The organism is Tibeticola sediminis (genome assembly GCF_003843835.1).
Classification (GTDB): domain Bacteria; phylum Pseudomonadota; class Gammaproteobacteria; order Burkholderiales; family Burkholderiaceae_C; genus Tibeticola; species Tibeticola sediminis.
In genome coordinates, this window is the sequence record NZ_RKQL01000009.1 from 1 (window position 1) to 5,079 (window position 5,079).

Below are 5,079 nucleotides of genomic sequence, written 5' to 3' on the forward strand. Positions count from 1 at the left end.
ACCGGGGGAGACACGGCATAGCACCGGGGGAGACACGGCATAGCACCGGGGGAGACACGGCATAGCACCGGGGGAGACACGGCATAGCACCGGGGGAGACACGGCATAGCACCGGGGTGTCCACAGGCCGAAAATCCCAATTTTTCCTTATAAAACAACAACTTAGCGCGCCCCCCCCGGGCGCCCTAATCCTCTTCTAATCCTTCTTTAATCCCCGCGCGCGCGTGTGTGCGTGCGAGTGCGCGTGGGCGCGCGGGGGCGTGTGCGCGCGCGTGTATGCGTGCGTGCGCGTGAGCGTGTGCGCGCGCGGCGGGGATCGATGAACAGGCCCCCCTCTGGCGCGCAAGCGCGCCGGGGGGGCGATGAACAGGCCCCCCGCTTCGCCGCTCCACCGGCGCGTCAGAAAGGGGCGGATCGGCGCGCCTACCGGGAGACTTCGCGGGGGGCTGCGCCCCCCCTGTCCCGCGCCTGCGGCGCGGCGAAGTCGACCCCCCCGGGGGAGGGCAAGCCCTCCCCCCGCCGCTGCGCGGCGGCTCCCCCCTCCCTTCTGTCGCCCAGCCCAGGAAGGAGAGGGGGCTGGTGCGCCTACACCCCTTCAGAAACCGCCAGAACGGCGCTAGAGCCGTTTTTTCGCAGGGCAAGCCTTACCCTACGTAGCCCGGCAGATCGCGGCTCCTGGGGGCATTTCACTGCCGCTGAGCCTCGCTCCCCCGCCTCGGGGCGGGGGCGGGGGGGGTGGGGCAGGCTAACTTTTTTCGTGGGGGCGCGGGCAGGGGCTGCCGCCGCCTGCTCTCCGCCGCCGCCTCGCCTCGCCCGGGGCACGGAGCGCGCGCATTAAAGGCGAGTCGCAAGCCATGTGACAGCCCGCGCAGCCCCGAAGGGGTCGGGCGAGGATATGCCGCAGCACGACGGGCTGGCGCAGGGATTGCCAGGCGAGCCGCGCGCGCGTAGTGCTGGGCGAGGCGGCGGCGGAGAGCAGGCGTTCACAAGAACCCGCCGCGCAGCGCGTCAAGATCGTCCCTCGCGCGCTTGAGCTCGGCCCTTGCGGCGGCCAGATCGGCCTCGAGGTCGATTTTTTGGGCTGCCAAGGCCTCCAGCTCATCGCGTGTCGCTGCGGCCTCTTCCGCTGCTTGTTGGGCCGATCTTTGTGCCTGGCGCTCGGCGATCCGCCATCGCTCGGCCTGTTCCTTTGCTGTTGCGATCATCTGCCGGGCTTCCTCGATCTCGCCCTGGAACGGCGCGACGATCCGAAGCCACAGCGCCCGGCCCACGGCTATGGCTGCGCCGAGCGCGGCGCCGAGCGCGGCCAACAGGCCGATTCGGGCTGCCCAGAACACACCCGAGTCGGCGGTGTACTGATTCGCCAGGGCGGCTTTTCCGACCGCCAGATCCTCGGCCGGGCAGAGCCGCCACACGATCGGCCAGTCGCAGGCCTGCGCGACCGCAGCCGCCCGTCTGTAGCCTTCTGAAAGCGCCGCTTTTTTTTCGGCTGCCTTCAGCTTTTCTTCGAGCATCGTGACTTTGGCCTCGGCTTCAATCGCTCGCCTCTCCGCGGCCATGTCGCACCCGGCCAGCAGAAGGGCAGCCGTTATTGCGAGGAGAGCAGCAGCCAGGTGATTTTTGCCTGTACCCATTCCGGCACCTCTTCCCATCCACTAATTCGCCAGTGCGATTGCTTATCCCGCTCCCATCTGGCGACTTGTTGCCCAGGTTTGAATGCCGCCTTGTATCGAGAGAGGATTGCTTTTGAATCGCTCGCGATTACGAATCCATCGAACCGCGGGGGGTCGCCGTCTAGAGCCCGAACTACCCCGTGGACGAAGTCGTCCAATCGCCTCTTGAATTTTGCCGTAAGCTCTAACTCGATTGCGAGTTTTCGGCAGTCGGGCATGATCCATAAAGCGTCCGGTATCTTCTCATCTTTCCTCGATTGTTCGGCTATTTCTTTGGGCGTCTGGTATCCAATGATCTTTCCGAACCGTAGATTTTTGATCGTGGCCTTCTGCACCAGAAAATCGTGGCGCAAGTTTGCCTGATTTATTCGCAGCGCGTCCTCGGGTTCGAGCAGGCTTGACTCGTCGATGTGTTTCTCGACGAATGCAATCCCGGCGTCCGTGAGCGTGAGGAGTTTTTTCGGCACGTCCTCTAATGCGCCGCCCGAAGCCGTTGCTGTTTCTTCCATCTTTCCGGCCTTAACCGCCCGCGCGGACAGCCCCCGCCTGGACCCGCCAAACAAGTCCAAGACCGCCGGCGCTGACCAGCCCCACCGGTAGGTCCAATGACAAATGGAGAGCAGCCGCTCGCGGCCAACGGCTCGGGTGCTGGTGCCCTGCGCCGCCAGCTCTCGACGCGCGGCCATCAGCCGCTCGCGCGCCGCCGTTTTCTCGCACTCACTCATCGCACATGCTCCTTGTTTAACACGCACAGAGTATTGCATTATGGCGTGGCTTGTGCAAGTGCGTTGCGTATGTGCAATGACAGAGTGTCTGTTGTGCGTGAGACTTCGCCGCTTCGCGGCTGCGCGTCAAAGCCAGGGTCGGAAGCCTCGCGCCTTCGGCGCGCCCGCTAGGGCGGTCGGCTTCCTCTCGGGGCTGGACGCCCCTCGCCCCTGGCTTCGACTTGCCTTCACGCGCCCTGCGGGCGCTACAGCGGTCGCTTCGCTCCCTCGTGGCCCTCGCCGCTTCGCGGCCACCCCGTTCGCGACCGCCTGTCGGCGGCTTCGCTTCGCTCCGGCCCCCATTCGGGGGCTCGGAACGGGGTGGCCGCGAAGCGGCGAGGGTGGGGCTTCGCCCCCCCGCGAACGCTCGGCCTCGGCAAGCTCGGCGCTCGCTTGGCTCAAGTGCTCGGCCCGCGTTCGCGGGCGCTGCGCGCTTGAGTCCATCGCGGCTCCCCCCCGGCCCGCGCGCGTGGCGCGCGGGGGGATGGCGGCTGAACGCCGCCCCCCCGGCTTCGCCGGCCCCCCCCTCCGGCCCTGCGGGCCTGCGCGGCCTTCGGCCTTGCCGCCCGCGCTCGCTGGCGCGGGGGGCTGCGCCCCCGCCTTCGGCGGCTCCCCCTCTGGCGTTGGCGCAGATTTTGCGATATATTTGTATATCGCATTTAAAGCAGGAGCCGACCATGCTTGCAATCCGACTTCCCCCCGAAATAGAGACCCGTCTCGAAGCGCTGGCGAGGGCCACCGGGCGCACGAAAACGTTCTATGCCCGCGAAGCCATTCTTGAGCACCTGGCCGACCTCGAAGATTTGTATCTGGCAGAGCAGCGCCTGATCGACATTCGCGCAGGACGCAGCCGCACCTACACACTGGAAGAAGTGGAGCGCGATCTTGGCTTGGCGGATTGAAATCGGCGAGAAGGCTAAGAAAGACTTGGCCGCGCTGGACAAGACCGTTGCCAAGCGCATCACAGCCTTTCTGCGCGAGCGTGTCGCACAACTCGACGACCCGCGCAGCATTGGCGAAGCTCTCAAGGGCTCCAAGCTGGGAGCCTTCTGGAGGTACCGCGTTGGCGACTATCGCATCGTTGCCAGCATCGAGGATGGAGCCTTGCGCATCCTCGTTGTGCGCATCGGCAACCGCAGGGAGGTGTACCGGAAATGGTCGGACGACAATTGAAGTCGCTTGACGAAGCGCTAGCCTGGGCGCGCCAGCGCGCAGCCGCCGCGCAGGCCTCCGCGCAGGCCTCGACGCCTGCTGAAGCGCCGCCGCCCACTCCAGCGGTGCAGCTGCCGCTGTGGCCCGAGCCGGTGCGCGGGGTGCCGAACAGCATCTTGCGTAGCGCGCTGTTTGGGGCTATCCGGCGCGGCAAGCGGGCTTTCATGCAGCGCCAGGAGATCGCCTCATACGAGGGCGTGACGATCCTACAGACCGGCCCCAGGCTGGATCAGGCCGATCTGGACGTCTGGGAGCAGTGCCTGCACCTCGCTCGCACCGGCGGGCTTGGCCTCGAGATTCGCTTCACCGGCCACGGCTTCCTGAAGGCGATCGGGCGTGGCACCGGCAAGAGTCAGCACGAGTGGCTCAAAGGCGCACTGTCGCGGCTCATGGCATCGGTCGTCGAGGTGCAGGATGGCAAACGGGCCTACGCCGGCCAGCTCATTCATCACTGGTACCGCGACGACGATACGGGGCGGCACGTGATCGTGATCAACCCCAAGATCGCCGCCCTCTACGGTTCAGACGGTTGGACGCAGACCGAGTGGGGGCAGCGGCTAGCGCTCAAGCGGCAGCCGCTGGCGCAGTGGCTGCATGGCTTTTACAGCACGCATGCGCAGCCGTTTCCAATCAAGGTCCAGACCATCCATCGGCTGTGCGGCAGCGAAGCGGCGCGGCTCGATCACTTCAGGTCTGAACTGCGCGATGCGCTTGCTGCGCTGGCTGAAGCTACCGGCTGGACGTGGGATATCGATGGTGCCGACCTGGTGCACGTGCGCAAGCAGCCGACAGCGGCCCAGGCAAGGCATCTTATCCACAGGACACGGCATAGCACCGGGGGAGACACGGCATAGCACCGGGGGAGACACGGCATAGCACCGGGGGAGACACGGCATAGCACCGGGGGAGACACGGCATAGCACCGGGGGAGACACGGCATAGCACCGGGGTGACCGGGGGAGACACGGCATAGCACCGGGGGAGACACGGCATAGCACCGGGGGAGACACGGCATAGCACCGGGGGAGACACGGCATAGCACCGGGGTGTCCACAGGCCGAAAATCCCAATTTTTCCTTATAAAACAACAACTTAGCGCGCCCCCCCCGGGCGCCCTAATCCTCTTCTAATCCTTCTTTAATCCCCGCGCGCGCGTGTGTGCGTGCGAGTGCGCGTGGGCGCGCGGGGGCGTGTGCGCGCGCGTGTATGCGTGCGTGCGCGTGAGCGTGTGCGCGCGCGGCGGGGATCGATGAACAGGCCCCCCTCTGGCGCGCAAGCGCGCCGGGGGGGCGATGAACAGGCCCCCCGCTTCGCCGCTCCACCGGCGCGTCAGAAAGGGGCGGATCGGCGCGCCTACCGGGAGACTTCGCGGGGGGCTGCGCCCCCCCTGTCCCGCGCCTGCGGCGCGGCGAAGTCGACCCCCCCGGGGG

5 protein-coding genes are annotated in these 5,079 nt (G+C 66.8%); 3 read left to right on the forward strand and 2 right to left on the reverse strand.

Going from position 1 to position 5,079, the window contains the following annotated elements:
• Positions 1–983: 983 nt before the first annotated feature.
• Both EDC62_RS12890 and EDC62_RS12895 read right to left on the reverse strand, forming a co-directional pair.
• The gene (locus tag EDC62_RS12890; RefSeq protein WP_124224232.1) at positions 984–1,634 is read right to left on the reverse strand and encodes a hypothetical protein; all 651 of its coding nucleotides are present in this window, start codon (positions 1,632–1,634) and stop codon (positions 984–986) included.
• Positions 1,589–2,398 (reverse strand): hypothetical protein, encoded by an 810-nt coding sequence (locus EDC62_RS12895; protein ID WP_124224233.1) that lies wholly within the window; start codon positions 2,396–2,398, stop codon positions 1,589–1,591. The genes EDC62_RS12890 and EDC62_RS12895 overlap by 46 nt, the downstream gene beginning before the upstream one ends.
• Before the next feature lie 716 nt (positions 2,399–3,114).
• On the opposite strand from EDC62_RS12895, the gene relB reads away from it, so the two are divergent.
• Genes relB through trfA form a run of 3 tightly spaced genes read left to right on the forward strand, consistent with a single transcriptional unit; the run spans position 3,115 to position 4,503 of the window.
• Complete coding sequence (relB, locus tag EDC62_RS12900; RefSeq protein WP_124224234.1) at positions 3,115–3,339, forward strand: type II toxin-antitoxin system RelB family antitoxin; 225 nt, start codon at positions 3,115–3,117, stop codon at positions 3,337–3,339.
• Positions 3,323–3,610, forward strand: coding sequence for a type II toxin-antitoxin system RelE family toxin (locus EDC62_RS12905; protein WP_124224235.1), 288 nt, complete (start codon positions 3,323–3,325; stop codon positions 3,608–3,610). Before relB ends, EDC62_RS12905 begins: the two co-directional genes overlap by 17 nt.
• Positions 3,607–4,503 (forward strand): plasmid replication initiator TrfA, encoded by an 897-nt coding sequence (gene trfA, locus EDC62_RS12910; RefSeq protein WP_245968881.1) that lies wholly within the window; start codon positions 3,607–3,609, stop codon positions 4,501–4,503. Before EDC62_RS12905 ends, trfA begins: the two co-directional genes overlap by 4 nt.
• Positions 4,504–5,079: the final 576 nt, after the last annotated feature.

Excerpts from the sequence above, each read along its gene's own strand:
- EDC62_RS12890 (WP_124224232.1), bottom strand. The coding sequence starts at position 1,634 with ATGGGTACAGGCAAAAATCACCTGGCTGCTGCTCTCCTCGCAATAACG.
- EDC62_RS12895 (WP_124224233.1), bottom strand. The coding sequence starts at position 2,398 with ATGAGTGAGTGCGAGAAAACGGCGGCGCGCGAGCGGCTGATGGCCGCG.
- relB (WP_124224234.1), top strand. The coding sequence starts at position 3,115 with ATGCTTGCAATCCGACTTCCCCCCGAAATAGAGACCCGTCTCGAAGCG.